Origin of the sequence: Petrotoga sp. HWHPT.55.6.3 (genome assembly GCF_002895495.1) — a bacterium.
Classification (GTDB): Bacteria; Thermotogota; Thermotogae; order Petrotogales; family Petrotogaceae; genus Petrotoga; species Petrotoga mobilis.
In genome coordinates this window covers 15,644-34,500 of sequence record NZ_AZRJ01000010.1, presented here as the reverse complement: position 1 = coordinate 34,500, position 18,857 = coordinate 15,644, and the positions used below count along the sequence as shown (strand labels likewise).

19 protein-coding genes and 1 other RNA gene are annotated in these 18,857 nt (G+C 36.3%); 16 read left to right on the top strand and 4 right to left on the bottom strand.

The annotated features are described in order from the left end of the window. Positions 1-53 precede the first annotated feature (53 nt). The 4 genes from rpsK to rplQ all read left to right on the top strand — a co-directional run bounded on the left by rpsK (position 54) and on the right by rplQ (position 2,631). Positions 54-443, top strand: coding sequence for a 30S ribosomal protein S11 (gene rpsK, locus X926_RS04210; RefSeq protein WP_103065137.1), 390 nt, complete (start codon positions 54-56; stop codon positions 441-443). A gap of 19 nt (positions 444-462) precedes the next feature. Next, a complete protein-coding gene (gene rpsD, locus X926_RS04205; RefSeq protein WP_103065136.1) occupies positions 463-1,098 on the top strand; it encodes a 30S ribosomal protein S4 in 636 nt (211 codons plus the stop codon). 95 nt (positions 1,099-1,193) lie between these two features. After that, the gene (locus X926_RS04200; RefSeq protein ID WP_103065139.1) at positions 1,194-2,255 is read left to right on the top strand and encodes a DNA-directed RNA polymerase subunit alpha; all 1,062 of its coding nucleotides are present in this window, start codon (positions 1,194-1,196) and stop codon (positions 2,253-2,255) included. After that, positions 2,245-2,631, top strand: coding sequence for a 50S ribosomal protein L17 (rplQ, locus tag X926_RS04195; RefSeq protein WP_012208588.1), 387 nt, complete (start codon positions 2,245-2,247; stop codon positions 2,629-2,631). Before X926_RS04200 ends, rplQ begins: the two co-directional genes overlap by 11 nt. A gap of 38 nt (positions 2,632-2,669) precedes the next feature. On the opposite strand, the gene rnpB is transcribed toward rplQ, so the two are convergent. From rnpB to X926_RS04175, 4 genes are all read right to left on the bottom strand, one after another. Next, an RNA gene (gene rnpB / locus X926_RS04190) (RNase P RNA component class A) lies at positions 2,670-3,000 on the bottom strand. After that, the gene (locus tag X926_RS04185; protein WP_041534049.1) at positions 2,999-3,925 is read right to left on the bottom strand and encodes a TIGR01212 family radical SAM protein; all 927 of its coding nucleotides are present in this window, start codon (positions 3,923-3,925) and stop codon (positions 2,999-3,001) included. The genes rnpB and X926_RS04185 overlap by 2 nt, the downstream gene beginning before the upstream one ends. Next, entirely contained in the window at positions 3,919-4,410 is a 492-nt protein-coding gene (locus tag X926_RS04180) for a hypothetical protein (RefSeq protein WP_103065135.1), read from the bottom strand. The genes X926_RS04185 and X926_RS04180 overlap by 7 nt, the downstream gene beginning before the upstream one ends. After that, positions 4,319-5,647 carry an amidohydrolase gene (locus X926_RS04175; protein ID WP_103065134.1) on the bottom strand — a complete coding sequence of 443 codons (1,329 nt, stop codon included), beginning with the start codon at positions 5,645-5,647 and terminating at the stop codon, positions 4,319-4,321. Before X926_RS04175 ends, X926_RS04180 begins: the two co-directional genes overlap by 92 nt. 321 nt (positions 5,648-5,968) lie before the next feature. Here X926_RS04175 and X926_RS04170 point away from each other — a divergent pair, with 321 nt between their 5' ends. The 12 genes from X926_RS04170 to atpG all read left to right on the top strand — a co-directional run bounded on the left by X926_RS04170 (position 5,969) and on the right by atpG (position 18,850). Continuing rightward, positions 5,969-7,570: a hypothetical protein gene (locus X926_RS04170; RefSeq protein WP_103065133.1), complete on the top strand. Its 1,602-nt coding sequence runs from the start codon at positions 5,969-5,971 to the stop codon at positions 7,568-7,570. Between the two features lie 427 nt (positions 7,571-7,997). Further along, entirely contained in the window at positions 7,998-10,256 is a 2,259-nt protein-coding gene (locus X926_RS04165; RefSeq protein ID WP_103065132.1) for a hypothetical protein, read from the top strand. Between the two features lie 19 nt (positions 10,257-10,275). Continuing rightward, positions 10,276-12,729, top strand: a complete 2,454-nt coding sequence (locus tag X926_RS04160) for a S8 family serine peptidase (RefSeq protein ID WP_103065131.1) — start codon at positions 10,276-10,278, stop codon at positions 12,727-12,729. 87 nt (positions 12,730-12,816) lie between these two features. After that, a complete protein-coding gene (locus X926_RS04155; RefSeq protein WP_158245192.1) occupies positions 12,817-13,386 on the top strand; it encodes a protease complex subunit PrcB family protein in 570 nt (189 codons plus the stop codon). A 263-nt stretch (positions 13,387-13,649) separates the two neighbouring features. After that, on the top strand, positions 13,650-13,928 hold the full coding sequence (locus X926_RS04150; RefSeq protein WP_103065129.1) for an AtpZ/AtpI family protein: 279 nt from the start codon (positions 13,650-13,652) through the stop codon (positions 13,926-13,928). Beyond that, positions 13,900-14,202 (top strand): hypothetical protein, encoded by a 303-nt coding sequence (locus X926_RS04145; RefSeq protein ID WP_103065128.1) that lies wholly within the window; start codon positions 13,900-13,902, stop codon positions 14,200-14,202. The genes X926_RS04150 and X926_RS04145 overlap by 29 nt, the downstream gene beginning before the upstream one ends. A 30-nt stretch (positions 14,203-14,232) precedes the next feature. Then, positions 14,233-15,051, top strand: coding sequence for a F0F1 ATP synthase subunit A (gene atpB, locus X926_RS04140; RefSeq protein ID WP_103065127.1), 819 nt, complete (start codon positions 14,233-14,235; stop codon positions 15,049-15,051). A 48-nt stretch (positions 15,052-15,099) separates the two neighbouring features. Next, complete coding sequence (locus tag X926_RS04135) at positions 15,100-15,390, top strand: F0F1 ATP synthase subunit C (protein WP_199171171.1); 291 nt, start codon at positions 15,100-15,102, stop codon at positions 15,388-15,390. 49 nt (positions 15,391-15,439) lie between these two features. Continuing rightward, positions 15,440-15,931: a F0F1 ATP synthase subunit B gene (atpF, locus tag X926_RS04130; protein ID WP_103065126.1), complete on the top strand. Its 492-nt coding sequence runs from the start codon at positions 15,440-15,442 to the stop codon at positions 15,929-15,931. Next, complete coding sequence (gene atpH / locus X926_RS04125) at positions 15,931-16,503, top strand: ATP synthase F1 subunit delta (RefSeq protein WP_103065125.1); 573 nt, start codon at positions 15,931-15,933, stop codon at positions 16,501-16,503. Before atpF ends, atpH begins: the two co-directional genes overlap by 1 nt. Further along, a complete protein-coding gene (atpA, locus tag X926_RS04120) occupies positions 16,493-18,007 on the top strand; it encodes a F0F1 ATP synthase subunit alpha (protein WP_103065124.1) in 1,515 nt (504 codons plus the stop codon). The genes atpH and atpA overlap by 11 nt, the downstream gene beginning before the upstream one ends. A 15-nt stretch (positions 18,008-18,022) precedes the next feature. Further along, positions 18,023-18,850 (top strand): ATP synthase F1 subunit gamma, encoded by an 828-nt coding sequence (gene atpG, locus X926_RS04115; RefSeq protein WP_103065123.1) that lies wholly within the window; start codon positions 18,023-18,025, stop codon positions 18,848-18,850. The last annotated feature ends 7 nt before the right edge of the window (positions 18,851-18,857 follow it).

The window sequence follows — 18,857 nt, the reverse complement described above, 5'->3', positions numbered from 1 at the left end:
GGCGAAGGGGCGCTAACACAATAAACAAAATTTTTAAGGAGGCTTTTAAATAAATGGCAAAAGGTGGAGCAAAGCAAAGAACCAAAAAAAAGAAAGCTGCTCCTGAAAAAGCAGCAATACACATTCATTCAACCTTCAACAACACAATCGTTACATTAACAGATACTGAAGGTAGACCAATAATATGGTCTAGTGGTGGAAATGTTGGATTCAAAGGAGCCAAAAAAGGGACTCCATTTTCAGCTCAAATGGCCTCAGATAAAGTAGCAAAAGAAGCTATAAATCTGGGAGTTAAAAGAGTTGATGTATATGTTAAAGGACCTGGTTCAGGAAGAGAATCTGCGATTAGAGCTTTACAAGCTGCTGGTCTAAGTGTAGAAAGTATAAAAGATGTTACCCCTATACCTCACAACGGTTGTAGGCCAAAAAAGAAAAGATTCTAATTAAGGAGGGAAAGAATTAATGGCGAGGTACATAGGACCACTAGAAAAATTATCTCGACGCGAAGGAATAAACCTTTATTTAAAAGGGAAAAGAAGCTACACCGAGAAATCAGCCCTTAGAAAAAGGAATTATGTTCCGGGGCAACATGGAAGACAAAAGCAAAAGTTGACTCAATACGCTGTGCAATTAAGGTCTAAGCAAGCCTTAAAAAGAATGTATGGCTTAATGGAAAGACAATTCAGAAACACTTTTGAAGAAGCGGAAAGATCTAGAAGTGGAGAAACTGGAGAAGTTTTGATGCAGCTCTTAGAAAGAAGGCTAGATTCAGTAGTTTATCAAATGGGGTTCGCACCAAACAGAAGAACCGCAAGGCAAATAGTAACTCACGGACATATATTAGTTAATGGAAAAAAAGTGAATATTCCTTCTTACAGAGTTAAAGTAGGGGATGTAATAGAAGTCAAAGAAAAGAGCCGTAACATACAACAAGTACGCGAAGGATTAGAATTAGTGCAAGAAGGGTATAGAAATATTCCCAATTGGTTAAACGTTGAAATTGAAAATTTTAGAGGAACTTTCCAAAGACTACCAAAGATTGATGAAATGGATGTTCCTGTACCTTTGACTAACATCATAGAGCTTTACTCTAAGTAATAAAGTATTATTTATTTGGACCACAAAATATCACCTCGCTCATAAGGGCAGGAAAGGAGGTGTGCTCTGATTCCCTAATAAGGATCAGAGATAGTATGGAGATATTAATAAAACCAGAAAAATTTAGGATAGTACAAAAAGAAGAGCAAGATGAATATAACTACTCAAAATACGAATTGTTTCCTCTGGAAAAGGGGTACGCTATAACTCTAGGTAATGCTTTAAGGAGGGTGCTTTTGTCTTCTATTCCATCTTTGGCTATAACCGGGCTACGTATCCCAGGAAAATTACATGAATACGACACAGTTGAGGGTATAAAAGAAGACATCATAGAAATAACTTTAAACTTGAAAAAGGTTCAATTAAAGGTCGACGACATTGAAAAAATTAATGAGATTGATTATCCAATTTTATTAAGTTTAAGAAAGAAGTACAAAGCAGGCCAAGTCATAAAAAGTGGAGACATAAAAACTCCGGCAGAATTAGAGGTTGCTAACCCAGATTTCGTCATAGCTCATGTGAACAAAGATATGGAAGTAGACTTTGAACTGTACGCTCAAGCAGGAAAAGGTTTCATCCCTGCCCAAGAATTGACATTTCAAAGTGACATCGAATACATATTCATAGATGGAGTGTTCAGCCCCGTTCTTAAAGTTAACTATTTAACCGAAAATATCCGTGTTGGAAGAAGAACCGACTACGATAAACTAATACTTGAAATTTGGACGAAAAAAAACATCACCCCCACTGAAGCATTGAAAGAAGCAACAAAAATTTTGATGGAACATTTTGACTTCATTTCCAGACTTTGGGAAAGAGAAGGACAAGTCGGCGCTATAGAACAAATGGAAGTTTCGGTTGAAAAAGAAGAGGAAGAGGAAGAAGAGGAAGAAAATATTTTTGGATTGCCAAAGGATTTAATGGAAACGCAGCTTGATTCTTTGGATTTAACGAAAAGAGCCAAAAACTGTTTAAAAAGAGAAAAAATAGACACCATTGGAGAGCTATTAAAAAGAAAACCCGCCGACCTTCTCAAAATCAAAAACTTTGGTAGAAAATCTTTAGATGAGATAAAAAATGAGCTAAAAGAGAAATTTGATATAGATTACGAAAAATTATACCAAGAAGAAAGGGGGAACACCTTCGATGAGGCATAGAGTCAAAACTAAAAAATTAAATAGATATGCTTCCCATAGAAAAGCTTTGTTGAACAATTTGGCAAGAAGTGTATTTGAATCTGAAAGTATAATTACTACTACCGCCAAAGCAAAAGCTGTAAGGCCCCTTGTTGAAAGAATAATCACCAAGGCAAAGGAAGCTAATTCAACAGATCTCCCAGAAAGAAGAGTAGCTTTAAACAGGGACATAAACAAACACTTCAACGACAGAAAACTAGTCTACAAAATAGTACATGAGATCGCACCCCGATACGAAAATAGAAACGGTGGTTACACAAGAATATTAAAAATCGGTTATAGAAAAGGTGACGCTTCGGAATTATCTATACTCCAATTACTCCCAAAAGAAGAATAACTTAAAAAATGACGCCCAGCAAGGGCGTCATTGTTAAATATATCAGTAGGACTATAAGCCGGATTCTGTAAAGTTGACCATTAATCTACGCGGTCTACCCAGAAGGCGGACACTAAAGTCTCTCGGCGGGCAACCTCTGGCCTTCTTGCTTGACCTTGCTCAAGATAGAGGTTACCAAGCTGCCAGATCGCTCTGACACTGGTGAGCTCTTACCTCACCGTTCCACCCTTGCCTTTCGGCGGTTTTCTTTTCTATGGCCCTATTCAGGGATCACTCCCTCTGGTTGTTAACCAGTATCTTGCCCTTAGAGTCCGGACTTTCCTCAAAATAGGCCCAAGTATGCCTACTCGCGATCAACCGTCCTACTTCAATTATTCAAATAGTTAAAATATTTACCCTGATAGGAACCTCTCTCTCTCATCGTATTTTCAATTAAGTTTAAAATTTTTATTTTAGAAATCCCCCAATTTCCATGTAACGTCCCAATTTTTGGAGGATCGGCAACGAGCCTATGAATTACAATCTTTGGATCCAAATATTCCAAGAAAGTAATTGCCCTTTCTACAAAATCATCCAACGTCAAGGGCACAAACTCCCCACTTTTATACAAATCCGCAAGCTTTGTATTTTCAACGATATACAAAGAATGCAATTTTACACCGTCAACCTTCAACGCTGAACTAACTTTAGCCATCTCTTTCACATCTTCTAATGTATCACAAGGAAAATCTATTATGTAATGCAGAATAACCTCTAGTTCAGCTTTTTTTAACCTGTTAACAGAATCTATAACCTCTGCCAAAGAATGCCCTCTGTTCATATACTTTAACGTGTTAGGGTTAGTGCTCTCAACACCAAGCTCAACGTAAACATCAACCCTATCTTTAAAAGTTTTTAAAAGTGTTATCACTTCATCTGGGACACAATCAGGTCGGGTCGATACATCCAAACCTACTATTCTATCGTCTATCAAAGCACTTTCATACTTCTCTTTCAATTCATCAACAGGGGCGTAAGTATTGGTGTTTGCCTGAAAATAGGCGAGGAACTTATTAGCTTTTTTCTCGTATCTATTAATCATTTCCTTAACCTGTTCTTCGATACTCACCTTAGGCTTAAAAGCTGCAAACCCACTCCCCGTTAAATCGCAGTAAATGCACCCGCCTTTTCCTCTCTCACCTGTTTTATTTGGGCAAGTAAATCCCGCGTTGATTGGTAACCTTTGCACCCTTTCACCGTATCTATTCTTAAAATACTCACTCAACCTATTATACAAATCCAACAAAATCACCATCTATTCAATTGAAGTTTCAAGTCGTTTATAACACTTCTTTTTGGACCATAAATGACAAAAAATAAGTTGTTTACTCCCCTATACCATGCACTGATTTGCATCTTCATATACTCGTCGTTGTACTCACCATATATAAAAGGAATAGCCGAAAAAGTAGCGGCTAAGCCATCAGAATAATCACTCACAAAGGTATACCAAAAATCCAACAAAGTGAACGGATTGTCGAAATGAACAACGTGAACTTCGTACAAACCACCATTCTTTTTGAAGTTCATCTCCAAATGTTCGCCAGTATCTGGGACCGTTGTGTTTATTATCGTCCCATTTCTGGTGACTATCCTACTTATCTCCTCATAGCCTGTAGGAGAAAACTCTATGTAATCATCGATGGGTTTAGATATCCCTATCGTCGTTATGGCTATCAGAATGATCGCTATTATTATACTTATCTTCGATTCTTTGGTAAAAATTGTGGAATTTCTCATAAATTTGCTCCTTTTCTTCTTTTAAAGTTAAAAATTCTCCATTGTAGTATAAGAATTTGCCAGCAACCATCGTTGCGAAAACGTTCTTAGGATTTGCAGAATAAACGATATGAGACTTTAACCTTGATAAATCATTAGGTAAAAACTCAAAGGAATCCATATCTAAAATAACCAAATCCGCTTTGAACTCAGGTTCTAACCTTCCGATATTTGTTTCTAAGGCAAAACCTCCGTTCTCCCAGCTCATCCTTAAAATCTGTTCTACTGAAAATCTATCAGGACCGTACTTGTATTTCTGCAATATGCCTCCAAACTTCATCTCGTTGAAAAAATTCAAAGAGTTGTTGCTAGCACAACCATCCGTACCAAAGGTTATGTTTATATTCTTATCGAGCATATCCACTATGGGAGCTATCCCATTGCCCAACTTCATATTACTAATCGGGTTATAAGCTACATTCACTTCGTTCCTTGAAAGAACTTCTATATCTTTTTCATCCACATGCACACAGTGCGCTGCAATCGTAGGAAGATCGAATAAACCCGTATTTTCCACGTCTAAAAGATTGTACTGCTTTCTTTCATTTGCAGATTCTAACAAATGAATCTGAATGTGGGTGTTGTATTTTTTTGCAATTTCTGCTACTTCTTTCAATTTATCCATTGGAACAGTATAAGGGGCATGAGGCCCAAAGCCTATGTAAATCCTATTATCCAATCCATTGTATTTTTCATACGTTTCGATATTTTCTTTTATCCTTCTATTCCAACCCTTGTCTGTATCAAAAGAAAGCCCTCTTGAGATATATGCCCGAATCCCTAAATCGTATGCAGCCCTGGCTATCTCGTCCGTAAACATATACATATCAACAAAAGTAGTTATTCCGTTGGAAATCATTTCTAATATAGAAATTAAAGCACCGTAGTAAGCAATTTCACTTTCCAAAAAGTCCTCTCTTGGTAGCATCTCTTTGAACAACCAATCGTTAAGTGATAAATCATCTGCAATACCTCTAAAATAAGACATTACTGAATGGCTGTGGGTGTTAATAAATCCTGGGACGATCAACTTACCAGTTAGATCGTATTCGTTCACATCTCCCAAATCTACCTGAGTTGAATCACCTGGTGTTAGTAAGTCTTCGATCTCATCACCGTCTATTAATATATCAAATTTTTCTACATCATCATCCGCACTTATCAAAACATACGCGTTCTTCAAAAGCTTTTTAGACATATCCACAACTCCTTTGGTTGTTTTCATTGATATTATACTATAAAATATCGTTTGTGAGATGATTTTTAAAAGAAAAAAGAAGGCAACTAAGTAAAATAGACAAATCAAACTTCATTGAAAAAAGCATTAAAAAATGTAAATTTTTTTGAAAAAAGATATTTTTTTTGTGGTATAATAACTTTAATGTTAATGTAAAGTGACAACGATTAACTAAAGGGGTGATTGTGAAGAGAAAGTTCACAGAATCGTGTATTGTAGGTGTGTTTTGATTTGCTTTTTTGTAAAAAAGGTGTACAAATTTGAATGGAGGTGAATTTAGGTATGAAAAAATATTGGTATATTGTGGTTTTAGCGGTTTCCCTGTTTTTACTGGGGGCGTGTGTTACTGATACAACACCTCCACCTCCTTCTTATCCAGATTCAGTAAGCGATTTAGAAGATGTTTCAGAAAATGACAGTTTGTACGTGGTAACTGCTCTTACTGATGAAGAAGTAGTGGGCTTAATGACGGACGTTAGTGATTACATTAGTGATTACATTTCGCTGCCAGCGCCTGAACCAACTACTTATCAAGAGTCTACTTTAACAGTTAAATCTGGACCTGACTTAATGTCTGAAACAACAGATGATGCAAGTAAGGTTTATAATGGATTAATGAATGTTTTTCGTAATCATTCAAGGGCTAGAGAAAAATTAAGGAACATGGTATCATCTTCTAAAGGCTTAGTAGGAGAAACAGATCTTGAAGTTGAAATTACAGGAAAAGCTAAAGAAGAAATAATAGATGCTTTAAATGATTTAATTGCACCTGGAGTGGATGTAGCTATAGAAGAACCTGAGACATTGGTTCTTGATTACAGGGATTTCATGTATTTAAGGGCATTGGCTGGCGGTTTACTTAGTATATATGATAGTGAAGAAGCAGTTACTGATTGGTTTGACAATCTAGATGAGATCACCGCCCTTACCTATTATCTTGAAAATATTAATACTGAAGAGCTACCAGATGATCTATTCAAAGATGAGACTTTAGAACTAATAACAGAGTTTATTGATTACTTGAATACGTTGCCAGAAGAATATCCTTTTGAGGTGGAGGAAACTTGGACTGAATTAGCCACATTAGTAACAGATTTAGCTGGCATAGCTGCACCAACTGATGAATTAAATACGGCAGATATATTTGCAGAAGGTATTTTACAAATAGGTGGAATGAATTTTCTCGTTGATACACTTGATTACGTTGTTGAAATTATTAATGGGGTATATGTTTTTGAGGTTGCAAACACAGATTCCTTCGGTTGGAGTAATGACGGCAAAACAAGTTTATATGAATACGCTGCGACACTTTCTGATGCCAGTTCGAATGATGATATCAGTATAAAAAGTGATTTAGGACAGGATTTTTCTATTGAAGACATACCTGTAGAAATCACAGAGTTGAAGTTTGGGAGTGTTGATTTATTACAAGAAGTCAAAGTGGCAGATTTATTAGACGAGTTAAATAAACTTCTTCCCACGGGTGAATTGGTTATAACTACGAAAGCAAGCACTTCGACAGAACAAAGATCAGCCATTTTTTCTGTTACCTTAAGCGTAGATTTTGGAGCGTTGTCCTCAGACGGAAGCTTAGCGTTACTGAACAATAATTTAGGAGTAGAAGCAGATATAATTGATGGGTTAATAGCTATAAATATTTGGACAATAATAGCTGATGAGACATTACAAACACCGGAGCAAATTGGCGAAATAGTAGGTATAATTCTAAATAATCTAACATTTATAGAAAAAGAAACTTATTCTTTAGGCACAGGAATAGACATAGATGACTCTATATCCGGAGAAGTTACAATAGAAACTGAAGGAATTACAATAGATGAATTAATTAGAGAATTTATTTCTGCGTCAATGCAACCGTTATAAAATTAAAAATAAAGCCATAATTATCTCCTAAATTAGGAACTACTAAAACATGAGATTAAAATTCTACTAAAGACAATTATTCCAAAATTTAATAAAATATCCAAAAAATCCATCCCTAAAGTTTTAGCTTTTACTTAGTTAAAAAGGGATGGATTTTTTAAAAGAAAGAAAACATAGAAACAAGTAAAACAAATAAGCTTAGCTTAATTAAGAATTACAATGAAAAAACAATAAAAATGTAAATTTTGTTGAAAAGAGTAAATTTTTTGTGGTATAATAATATCTAGGTTAATATAAAATGAGTGTAATTAAATAAGAGGGGGGTGATTGTAAAGAGAAAAGTTAACAAAAACGTTTTTTGTAGAAGTTTTTGATCTACTTTTTTCAAAGAAAGACCTTAAAATGTTGAATGGGGGTGAATTACGGTATGAAAAAGTATTGGTATGTTGTAGTTTTAGCTGTTTCATTGTTGCTGTTGGCTGGATGTATTCCTAGTTTCAATGAACCACCAAGCACACCATCAAGTCCAAATCCAGCGCATGGAGCGACAGGAGTACCCATTGATGTAACTTTATCGTGGCAAGCAAGCGATCCTGATGGTGATACTTTGAAATTTGATTTATATTTAGGGACTACGGAAGCAAACCTTGAGCTTATAGCTCAGGATTTAACTACAAAATCTTACAAACCAGTTGGACTTGAATACAACACTACTTATTATTGGAAAGTAGTAGCGGAAGATCCTGATGGAGAAACTGCACCAAGTCCAGTTTGGAATTTTACGACTTCGGTGGAACCAAACATGGCTCCTACTGTACCATCAAATCCAAATCCAGCACCTGGAGCGACAGGAGTTTCAGTAACACCAACTCTTAGTTGGCAAGCAAGTGATCCAGACGACGACGTTCTAACTTACGACCTATACTTTGGCGAAGCTCAAGATAGTCTAAGTGTAAAAGTCAGTAATTTAAGTACCAATTCATACACGCTTACAGAATCTCTTGAAAATGGAACTACATACTATTGGAAAGTAGTAGCAAAGGACGGAAGAGGCGGACAAACAGAAGGGCCAGTTTGGAGTTTCATGACCATAGAACCAGGCACCTTTTTAGCAATAGCTTATAATGCAGGACCTGCGGTTGAGGGAGCTAACGTTGTTGTGAAATCAGGCAACGATGTGTTAGCTCAAGGTGTGACAAATGAGGATGGAGAAGTAACCTTAGATGTTGCCAATTTCCCTGAAAAGGTCGACGTTGAGATAAGAAAAGAAGGTTATGCATTAAGTAAAATAGAGGGTTTAAAAGTTACTGATTTTGTAAACAACATCAAAGAAGTACAATTGAGAGAGGCCAAATTGTATCCTGATCCAGATACACAAACTTTTCCAGAGGTTTCACTAACCTTTTTTGATATGAACGGCGCTGAGTTGGATATAACTAATATTACCGATAACTTCACATTAAGAGTAGACGTTGAGTCAGAAAATCATCCAAGTGCAGTTTACGCTAAAATTGGTAACGTCCCCGGAGCAAGCTTTTTTGGGGGTAGAGAATTTGCTCCGGATACGAGTACAGCTACATTCACAAATATCGATGTATCTAACTTTTATGGAGAAGTTCCGTTGTATGTAGTATTTTATGATTACAACGACAACAGGGTTGAAAAAATAGAGTATTTAACAATAAACAGAGAAGTAGAAGAGGTAGAAGAAGAACTCTTTGTTCCTTTTAGCTGGGTAGATTTTGGTTATGTGAATTTAGTTTCATACACAAGGAATCAGGGTGTAGAGTTTTATAGTAAAGATAATCTCTTAGAAACCATGGCTGAAAAATTCGATTCCACAAATGATGAATTATCACAAGATTTTAACCCCATGAAGAACTTTGGTAAAAGTTTAGAAGCTGCACCTGAAGGAACGAATTTGTGGGTAGAAGTAAGCTGGGTTGATTATGATAGTTTGTATGTTTGGGGATTAATCGGGCCCAACGTAATACGACCTGATGGTTACAACATTTACAGATCTTTTGATGGAGTTCATTACACAAAAATAGGTGTTGCAGAAAGTGGTTCCTTCAGAGATTCTTCAGCACAAAATGCACCTAATAAAGAGGTATGGTATGCAGTGAGCTCATTTAGGGGAGAAGAAGAAAGTGAACTCGTTGAATTAGGTTCTATTGTCCCACTTGATAGTTTTAACGTCGATTTAAAATCGCCAGCTGACAGAGAAAAAGATGTTTCAAGGCAACCCACTTTTGTTTGGGAACCTACAAAGGAACTAACTTCGCCTGAATCTGAGGTGGAATACTACTATACGATGTGGATATACGACTTAGTACAAAGTGAAAATTTCATTCTTCCAGGTATTTTAGAAGGAACGACTGTTATCCTGTACGATTTTATGACATTAGGAGCTGAAGAAATTTCTGTCACGTTCCTTGGAAGCGAAGGAAGTTCTGAATATGATGACTTGAGTTGGTTCTTATACTTGCCAGATGGGATCTACTATTATGAAGACGATAAGTTAGAACCCACCAAAACATACGATTGGGGAGTAGATTATGCCTACGCCGTTTCTTATGACGTAGATAGTTTTGCATACTCGATAGCTATTGATTACGGATGGGGTATCGATCCTGTTGGCGGTGTAATGCCTGAGATGCACAACGAATTTACTACGGGTAATTAAGAAAGGGGGTTAAGTGAATATGAAAAAGCGTTATTCAACAATAATTGGGTTAGTTGTTTTGTTAACGTTTATTATTTCTGGTTGTATGAATTTAAACACAACTGACGTAATCAGTAACGATATTTCAGAAACTGATTTTTCAAATGCCGAAAGTTATTTACCTTCTTTTAAAGAACTTTCAGGTAGGAAATTTAATAACGATGAGTTAGTTCTCGGATATGAGGCGGGTGCTAATGTAGAAGAAATAATCTCGGAGAATTTCAAAGGCGCCACTATTGAAAAAGAAATTCCTGCACTCAATGCAGTATTGCTAAAATTAGATACTGATGTTATGGATGTAGAAAAGGCTTTTGAAATACTGAAAGAGAAGAAGATAGAAGGTATCAGATACGTTGAACCAAACTATACAGATAGGGAAATACCGGTTATTAAAAATACAGATTCTAATATTATTCAAAAAGAAACGGGAAGTAGCCGATTGGAAGAAGATGAGGAAGGTTATCCGGATTACAGAGAATTTCAATACGCCTTAGATTTGATCGATGCTGAAACCGCATGGGAAAAAGCTACAGGTGAAGGTGTAATTGTAGGTTTATTAGATACAGGAACAGACGGGACACACCCTGATTTAGCGGGTCAATTGGTGGAAGGTTATGACCCTTATAGGGGTACAACGATTGATCCAACAATTGATTATGACTCTGACGGTCACGGTACCCACACAGCAGGGATAATAGCAGCAAAAGATGATGATCAAGGTGTAGTTGGATTAGCTCCTGATGCAAAGATAATGCCTATAAGAATCTTTAACCCGTATTACGTTGGTGATTATGCGGTTGCAGAGGGTATACTTTGGGCTGTAGATCATGGTGCTGATGTTTTGTCAAACAGTTGGGGAGGCGGAGGATATTCAAACATCCTAAAAGATGCCTTTGATTATGCTCTTACACACAACGTAGTGGTTGTTGCCTCTGCTGGGAACGATACAACTGACCAATTTTGGCACTATCCTTCTGCTTATACAGGAGTTATAGGTGTTGCAGCAAGCAATGCTGTTGATGAAATAACTTATTTTTCATCAAGAGGAGAATACGTATCCGTTGCAGCACCAGGGAACAACGTCATTTCATCTATTCCTTTGAGATTAGCTGGAAGTGGAGGAGTAGAAGGTGAACCGTATGCTTATTGGGCTGGCACATCGATGGCATGCCCATATGTTTCTGCCTTAGCTGCTTTAATTAAAGAAGAATATCCAGATGCAAACGTGTACCAAATAAGAAAGATGATCGAAGAGGGAGCAGTGGATATTGAAGAAGATGATTACGATACTGCTGCCGGATATGGAAGAATTAGTTCAGATAGTCTGGACCTTGATCCAACTAATTACGAAGCAGGGGCTTTGGTTGTTGAAGCAGTCTCGGAAAGAAGTGGTTATTATTTACCAGGAGTTAATGTAACCTTAGAAAATATAGATACTGGAAAAAGATATTATGGAAAGACCAATGATTACGGATACGAGTTGTTTGGGGGAATTGAACCAGGAGAATATGAAATAATTATTGGTGGACCAGAGTATCTGTATTCCTATGCACCAAATTGGAGAATGAAAGAAGAGCTAAGTTATTCGGATGTAGTAGAAGTTGAACCAATTGAGTACGAATCAATAGAACTTCTACCTGAAGAAGCAACCGTTACCACCTATACTCAAAAGTTTGAAACAACTCAATTCAAAGCAGATTTAACAACCGATCTTTCATTTGGAGGCACACTTACACTGTATTTGTTAGATGGTTACGGAAATATAATAGAGACATTCGAACTTCCAAGTAATGCAGCAATTAGTATTGATCTATTGCCCTATGTAGATGAAAGCAGTTATTATTACTACTTAGCTTATGATTACGTTGGAGAAATTCCTGAAGGAGAAATAGTCGAAGAAGAAGATTTTGAAGATGAAGATTTTGAGCATGAATTTTTCGGATGGGAAGTTGGAGGAGATGCGGTACCATTCATCACAACGGATCCATCCACGTCTACAAACAAAGTCCTTCAATTTGGCGATATAGACAATAGGGAAGTAAGTTGGTTAGAAAGCACATTTACTCTTGATACAAACGCAGCAATTTCTTTCAAGGTGAAAGTTTCTTCTGAAAGGAACTATGATTTCTTCAATTTTTATATCGATGGAGAAAAGGTATTTAGGTTGAGTGGAGAAGTAGATTGGACGACTTATAGTGCCGTGTTAGATAGTGGTTCACATACATTAAGATTTGAGTATCAAAAAGATGTTAGTGTTAGTGATTGGGAAGATACTGCATGGTTAGATGACATCGTGTTGAGTAACATTTTTGGTGTAAGTGGAGAAATTCAAATAAACAGTGAATCTATTCCAGTTGGAATACCAATTAACCAAGAAGGTATGGGATTTATAGACGAATATGGAGGATTAGGAATACCTTGGACTATCTTCTAAGTTCATGTTGTTAATAAAATTGGGGTCTTCGGATCCCAATTTTATTTAAGAGAAAGATGTGATTTTCAAATGAGGAGGTTTTTTAAAATGACAACAACTCAGATAATTTTAGTGATTTCCTTGATTGCTTTGGCGGTTGGTTCTGTGTTTTTCTTATTATCCCCACCATTACAAAATGAAACAGGGGTTGAACAAGAAGTTATTCAAGAATCTATTCAAGGGGTAGAAATAGGGGAAAAGTCTGTAGAAGCTTATAACTTCGATAAAGGAGAAGGTATGGAGAATTATAAGGTTGTAGATTGTTATTACAAGAGCCAGACACCCGATGTAATAATCAAAAAAGATGATGTTGTAGTTAACAATGTAACTGGAGTTCCTTTTGTTGTTTGTATTAGTGCAGGTGAAAGAAAAACTGGAGGGTACGATCTTTCTTTGAATAATATCAGTATAAACAAAGATAACTTTCAAATTTTTATAGATTTGTTTTTAAAGGTACCAGCTAAAGGAGAGATGGTCACACAAGCGTTTACGTATCCTTCAATAGCGGTAGAAATTAACGAAGTTTTGGATGTAGGTGACTGGGAAGTGGTAGTAACTATTGAACAGAAGAATGGTGAACCATTGTTGCTGAGAAGGAGTTTTACATTTTCTAATTAATATTTTTAAGGAAATATCTAGGTTTTATATTTTAAAAAATTGAGAGACGACCAAATTGGTTGTCTCTTCTCTAGTTGTTATAGCGCCCCTTCGCCCCGCAGCCCGCCCATAAGGAAAAAGGAGTTAATTTTGCTCCATTACCCACCCAAAAAGAAAAAGAAGTTGAGTTTGCCCAGCACCCGCCTAAGCTATTTTAAAAATAATTGAAATTTTGGCAAATAAATAGTATAATTGTTTATGGTTGTTTTTTTGGAGGCTTAATTGTGAAAAAACACGATCTACGTTCACTAGGTTATTTGAATATGATCATTTATTTTGCTGTAATAGTTCTGTCAAATATATTTGTTGGTCTTTTGATAGGATATTTAATATACAGGTTTACCGACCAGCAGATATGGATGGTCTTGTTGATGTTTTTAGGGATAATTTCTGGATTATATTCAGGTATAAGGGAGCTTTTGAAAGAGGTAGAGAAACATGAAAGAGCTGAAAAAAAAGCTGAAAGAGATAGAAATGAAAACAATAACGTTAATTCTGATTGAGGCCTTAGTTCTTTCTTTATTCTTTTCTTTAGAAGCTCTTTGGGTTTTATGGGGAGGAATTGGAGCAGTTATAGGTTTTTATTCACTTGCAGAAGAGATTAAAAAAATGACGGTTGGTTCAAAGCCTAAAAAGATTTTACCCGGTTTTTTTATGAGGTACCTTTTGTATGGTGTGATATTGGGAATCGCTGCCTTTAATTCAGCTTATGCCCTTTTGTTGGCTTTTGTCGGTTTAATAAATTTGAAGATAGTTCCATTTTTATCATATAAATAAGTTTGGTAAGTAGTTGGAGGAGGTGTTCTTTTGACGAACGATAGATTGAAGAAATTTACCATCTTTCTTTTTGGTGCTTATATAGTTTTGGGATTAATTAATTTTTTCGTTTTTGACATGAGTTTAGAAGGTGTTGGGGATAGATGGATAGTTTATTTTGGTGATGGAGGGTTCTTTGGTCAATTGAACCCCATGACTCTAATTATGTCATTTGGGATTATGTTTCTGTTGGTTTTAGTTGCAAGGAGCATACATTTTGAGCGAATCCCCGGAGGCTTACAGGCTGCTGTAGAAACCTTTTTTGATTATTTTTGGGAAATGGTGGAAGATTCTGTTCCCAATCCTAAGTATAGGAAACAAACTTTCGTTATAGCTATGAGCTTTTTTCTGTATATAGCTGTTTCAAACGTACTTGGAGGAATACCTGGAATAAACGTTGTTCCTGTTGAGAATGGGTTAAATCTGCAATTATTCACGGATACCTGGTACACACCTACCTCCGATTTAAATGTGAATCTTACATATGCCTTGATGGTTTTAGTGGTCAGTCATTTTTTTGCTGCAAGGTCCAAAGGTGTGCTGAGATGGCTTAAATCTTTCTTTGAGCCAAACCCGTTGTTGTTCCCTATTAACATAATAAGTGAATTAGCTAAACCAATTTCCCATTCATTAAGGTTATTTGGTAACGTCATGGGTGGAGGGATATTGGTTTTGATTATTAGTTATATGCTGAAATATTTTCTTTTGCCAGTTTTCTTATGGGGTTTTTTTGGTTGGTTTATTGGGCTCATTCAGGCCTTTGTTTTTGCTTTGTTAACTATTGCGTATATTGGTTCTTTATTAGAATAAAACAAAATTTATTAAATCTGAAAAAACTAGTTTAAGGAGGAGAAAAAGATGGATTTATCTACTATGCTTCAAAATTTAGTTTCTGAAGGTGGTTCCATTGGATGGGGTTTATATTATTTAGGAAAGTTATTGGGAGCAGGCGTTGCAATGGGAATAGGAGCTATAGGTCCTGGTGTTGGAGAAGGTAACGTTGGTGCGCACGCAATGGACGCTATGGCAAGGCAGCCGGAGATGAGTGGGAATTTAACAACGAGGATGTTATTGGCAATGGCGGTTACAGAGTCAACCGGTCTTTATTCTTTGGTTGTTGCTTTGATTTTGTTGTTTGTTCTTCCTTAAGTGTTTATTTTGCTGAGAATTTTTAGTTTCCCCCCAAAGAGGTGAGAGTATGATATCTTTTAACTTAACATCAATAGTAAATCTAGTAGGTTTTCTGGCTTTTATGTTTCTTATGTACAGACTGTTGTACAAACCGTATTTTGATATGACAGATAAAAGAAAAAAAGAAGTAGAGAAGAATTTGAATGAGGCTGAAAAATTAAGATTAGAAGCCCAATCAAAGAAAGAAGAATTGGATAAGCAACTAGCTGAAGTAGATGACAAAAGGCGTGAAATTTTATCTGAAGCCGATGAACAAGCTAAATCTATAATCAAGGCTGCTCAAGAAGAAGCTCAAGAGCAAAGGAAGTTTATTTTAGACAAAGCAGAAAAAGAGGCTGAAGAGATTAAAGAAAGTGCAGCAAGAGAATTACAATCGAGAATCGTTTCTCTAGCTGTTGCTATTTCTTCTATGATATTAAAGGAACAGATCGATAAAAAGAAGAACGAAGAGTTGATAAGAAGGGCTATAAACAATTTGAAAGACAAAGGGGAATTATAATGAAAGCTTCTTATTTTTTGGCTTCAAAGTATGCCCAAGCCCTCTTGGATACTTTGGAAGAAAGGGGTCAAATTTCAAGATTAGATGATTATGTAGAAGCGTTTCAAAGGTTAAAAAAGGCTCTCGAAAGTAGCGAAACTCTTAGAGATATGGTTTATAGTCCGTTGATTCCTCCAAAATATATAGTTACAAAATTGAAAGATGTCTCAGAATTTGATGATACTATTTTTGTTCAATTTTTAGAAGTTTTAGTGGATAAAGGGCGTCAAAATTTGATTCCTTTTATGTCTCATATTTTGTATCAAGAGAGTTTAGAGAGAGAGAAAATTGTGGAAGTGAGACTTGTTCTTCCGAATGAAGTAAGTAATACAATTATAAATCAGGTTAAACAAACTATTCAAAATAAAACAGGAAGAAAAATAAAGTTGATAACACAATTCAACGAAGATCTTATAGGTGGATTACAGTTATACATCGGAGATAAGTTCTTTGATTACTCCGTAAAAGGATTTTTAGAGAACATTCAATCCGCCTATGCCCCAGTTAGTGGAGGTGAAATATTTGAGAGTTAATCCAGATGAGTTAACGAAAGTAATAGAAGAACGTATTAAAAGTTATGAAAGTGGTGAGATAAAAGAAATAGGATGGGTAATGCAGGTAAGCGATGGTATCGTGAGGGCTTACGGTTTGAAGGATGTTATGACCAACGAATTGGTTGAAATAGAAACATCTGAAGGTGAAAAGATCTACGGTATAGCTATGAATTTAGAAGAAGATAACGTTGGTATAATCACCTTGGGAGATTACAAAGGAATAAAAGAAGGAGACAAATTAGTTAGAACCAACAGAATAATAGAAGTACCTGTTGGAGAAAATATGCTAGGTAGAGTGGTTAACCCTTTAGGTATGCCATTGGATGGAAAGGGTGAAATAAACACTAATGATTTTTATCCTATTGAAAGGAAGGCAATGGGTGTTGTAACGAGAAAACCTGTTGATACCCCTCTTCAGACTGGATTAAAAGTGTTGGATGCATTGATTCCTATAGGAAGAGGTCAAAGAGAACTTATAATCGGAGATAGACAAACTGGTAAAACCGCTATAGCTACTGATACGATAATAAATCAGAAAGGGAAAAATGTTTTTTGTATTTATGTTTCTATCGGGCAAAAATCATCAGGTTTGGCAAGAACTATCGATAATTTAGAAAAGTATGGTGCAATGGATTACACCGTAGTAGTGGCAGCAGATGCTTCAGATCCTGCCTCTTTACAGTATATTGCTCCTTACGCCGGTGCAGCAATTGGAGAGTATTTTATGTTTAACGGTAAGGATGCGTTGGTAATATACGACGATTTAACCAAACATGCCGCTGCTTACAGAGAAATATCTCTATTACTTAGAAGGCCACCTGGAAGGGAAGCTTATCCCGGAGATATTTTTTACTTGCATTCAAGATTGTTGGAAAGGGCGTCAAGGTTGAACGAAAATTATGGAAATGGGTCTTTGACAGCTTTACCAATAATCGAGACACAGGCGAACGATATTTCTGCATATATCCCTACCAATGTTATTTCTATAACAGATGGTCAGATCTATTTAGAAACAGGGTTGTTTAATGCAGGGGTAAGACCTGCTGTTAACATAGGTTTATCTGTTTCAAGGGTCGGTGGAGATGCTCAGACCAAGGCGATGAAAAGGGTAGCCGGATCTTTAAAATTAGACTTAGCACAGTACAGAGAGTTAGAATCCTTCACTCAGTTTGCTGCAGATCTTGATGAGGCAACAAAGAAACAGCTAACAAAAGGGGAAAAGCTCACTGAATTGATGAAGCAACCACAGTATTCACCAATGGAGATGGAAGAACAAGTTGCTGTTATTTACGCTGCCAATGAAGGTTATTTGGATCAGATCCCTACAGATAGAATAAGTGATTTTGAAAGACAATTTTTAGCTTATCTTAAAGAAAATTATAGGGATACCTTAAATAAGATAAGAGAGAGTAAAGACATAACAGATGAGATAAAGAAAGAGCTGAATGAAGCAATCTCAAAATTTTTGAATGTGTTTAGATGATTGGGGTGATTTTAAATGAGTCGTGGTAATTTAAGAGCCATTAAAAGAAGGATCGCCTCTACAGAATCTACTATGCAAATAACAAGAGCCATGCAGATGGTTGCCACAGCTAGGCTCAACAAAATACAGAAGCGATGGAAAGGTGTAAAAGATTATTCTAACTACGCAGAAAGAATTCTGAAAAAAGTTCCCTTTGTTGAAGAAAGCTTGTACACTCAAAATGGTGAAGGTTCTTTAATTTTTGTGATCACCCCAGACATGGGATTAGCCGGCTCTTTTCCATCTGATCTAGTTAAAGAAGCTTTAAGGGTGAAGTCTAAGCTGGAAGATTTTAAAGGATACTTTGCATTGGGTGCAAAGGGGTACTCAGGTTTAAAGAGTGAAACAGTCTTGGAAAAAGAGATAAATTTATTCGACATTCCAAAGGTTGATCATGCGGAGTATTTGCTTGACATTATTTTCCAAATTATGGAAAATAAAGGGATTAGCAAGGTGAAGGTTGTGTATGGAGAGTTAAAAAATGCCTTGGTACAGTTACCGAAAACTTATGACCTGCTTCCAATAGCAAAAGATAAATTTGAAATAGATGCCAGATACGAATATGAACCTGAGGAAGAGAAAGTATTTGAGGATGCTGCGTATCAGTACCTTCTCTCTAAAATGTATCTCTTTTTATTTGAAACCAAGTTGAGTGAGCTTCATGCCCGACAAAACGCAATGAAAAACGCCACGGATAATGCACATGATTTAATAGAAGAGTTGAATCTTGAATACAACAAGCAAAGGCAAGCCTCTATTACCCAAGAGTTGATAGAGATTGTTAATGGGGCGAATATGCAATAGGAGGTAA